This window comes from Plectonema cf. radiosum LEGE 06105 (assembly GCF_015207665.1).
Taxonomy (GTDB): Bacteria; Cyanobacteriota; Cyanobacteriia; order Cyanobacteriales; family Nostocaceae; genus Rivularia; species Rivularia radiosa_A.
Window position 1 is genome coordinate 1 of the sequence record NZ_JADEWL010000292.1, and the last position, 2,075, is coordinate 2,075.

At 38.1% G+C, this 2,075-nt stretch carries 2 protein-coding genes; one reads left to right on the forward strand and one right to left on the reverse strand.

Annotated elements, in window-relative coordinates:
- The first annotated feature begins 36 nt into the window (after positions 1 to 36).
- On the forward strand, positions 37 to 867 hold the full coding sequence (gene folP, locus IQ247_RS32035; protein WP_193926220.1) for a dihydropteroate synthase: 831 nt from the start codon (positions 37 to 39) through the stop codon (positions 865 to 867).
- 156 nt (positions 868 to 1,023) lie between these two features.
- Here folP and IQ247_RS32040 read toward each other — a convergent pair whose 3' ends face one another.
- A complete protein-coding gene (locus IQ247_RS32040) occupies positions 1,024 to 1,884 on the reverse strand; it encodes an SPFH domain-containing protein (protein WP_193926221.1) in 861 nt (286 codons plus the stop codon).
- Positions 1,885 to 2,075: the final 191 nt, after the last annotated feature.

The following is a 2,075-nucleotide window of genomic DNA, read 5'->3' on the forward strand; positions in this document are numbered from 1 at the left end:
CCCCATCCCCCCATCCTTTATTCAAAACAAATTCCGATGCTTAACTTCAACTGGGGCGATCGCACATTTTTAATGGGTGTTTTAAATGTAACACCTGATAGTTTTAGCGATGGTGGTGAGTTTAATCGACCAGATGCCGCCTTACATCAAGCCCAAGCTTTAGCTGCGGCTGGTGCGGATATCATTGACGTGGGGGGACAATCTACTCGACCGGGTGCAGAACAAATATCTGTAGAGTCAGAACTTGAACGGGTGTTATCAGTATTGCAGGTCATACGCTCAAAAATTGACATTCCAATTTCCGTAGATACCACTTCTTCAATTGTTGCCAAAGCTGCTGTTGATGCTGGTGCCAATATGGTTAACGATATTTCTGGCGGCACTTTTGACCCGTCGATGTTTTCTATAGTTGCCCAGTTAAGTGTGCCTATTGTGTTAATGCATACCCGAGGAAACCCGCAGACAATGCAGCAAATGACCGACTATCAAGATGTAATAGAAGAAATCTCGGATTTTTTATGCCAACAAATAACCGCAGCAACGACTGCGGGAATAAAAAGAGAAAAAATTATTATCGATCCCGGTATTGGCTTTGCTAAAAATTTACAACAAAATTTAGAAATTTTTCGCCGCTTAACAGAATTAACAAAACTTAACTGTCCGATTTTAATTGGACCATCTCGTAAAAGCTTTATTGGCAAAATTCTCAACCAGCCAGATCCTAAAGCTAGAGTTTGGGGAACGGCTGCGGCTTGTTGTGCGGCCATTTTTAATGGTGCCGATATATTACGAATTCACGATGTTGAACAAATACGGGATGTTTCAATGGTTGCCGACGCTATTTGGCGATCAAATCAAAACAAATAAAAATGGGAAATTCAGTAAAGTCTCAACGCTGATTCAAATCTTTACAAATTTCCCAAATTAATTCACTGACTTGTCAGTAGTGAGAAAAACCCTTACATTCATGGCGATGAAAAAAATTTTTCATGTTGACTTCCTTGATAAAGTCGAAGTTTTAGCTTAGGATTCAGCACCATTGCCATCATCAGTTCTTAGTCTTCTTGCAGTATGTTCGGCTACTGTCTCAGCAGTTATTTGCTCGATAATATCATTTTTACCTGAACCGGGGTCTACAAACACAACTTTGGAATTAGGACTTTCACCTAATTTGTAACTAGCGTTGATGTAATCTTGAGCAACTAAATATCGGAGAATTTCCTTGTTTTCAGGAACGCTACGCAAAGCTTCAGAAAGAATCTGCATACTAGTACTAGTACCTTCAGCTTTCTTGATTGCAGCTTGACGTTCACCTTCAGCTTCCAAAATTGCAGCACGGCTTTTGATTTCAGCAGCACGTTGATCTTCCATTGATCTGCGTACACTTTCAGGAGGTGTAATTGATTGAATATCTAAGCGAATAATCTCAACTCCCCAATCTATGGTTTTCTCATTCAATCGATCCAATAATTCTCTATCCATATCTACTCTAGAAACATTAGTTTCTTCTAAAGTATTTTGAGCAATTATTTCCCGCAGAGAAGTTGTAGTAATTTGATTTAAACCTTGTGCTAAATCATCAATTTGGTAGAAGCTTTTCTCCATATCTTTGATGCGCCAATACACAATCGCATCAATTTCTAGGTAGATATTATCTTTAGTAATTACATTTTGGGGTTTTATATCCAGTATCTGTTCCCGTGTGGTATCTTCCATCACAATTTGATCGATCAGGGGAACGATAAAGTTTATTCCAGGTCTTAATTTACGATGATACTGACCCAAGCGCTCTACTAAAGCTTCATTACCTTGATTGATAATCTTTGTCGATCCTAATGAATAACCTATAAGCGCTAAAGCTATAGCAATAATTGATGATTCCATTTATGCTCCTTATACAGCAATAGGGAAATTTACTTTAAATAATACTGTTCCTAGCTTGTATTACCTTTAGTCTAATAAAAAAGCAATGTGTAATTTTATTATCACGCTTAAGTGACTCCAGACAAGATATTGTCTTTACCAGCCCATTAATAACACGCGCTTATTATTGCATCATTTTTGTCATATTGGGG

Coding starts and splice junctions, on each gene's coding strand:
- IQ247_RS32040 (WP_193926221.1), bottom strand. CDS start 1,884: ATGGAATCATCAATTATTGCTATAGCTTTAGCGCTTATAGGTTATTCA.
- folP (WP_193926220.1), top strand. CDS start 37: ATGCTTAACTTCAACTGGGGCGATCGCACATTTTTAATGGGTGTTTTA.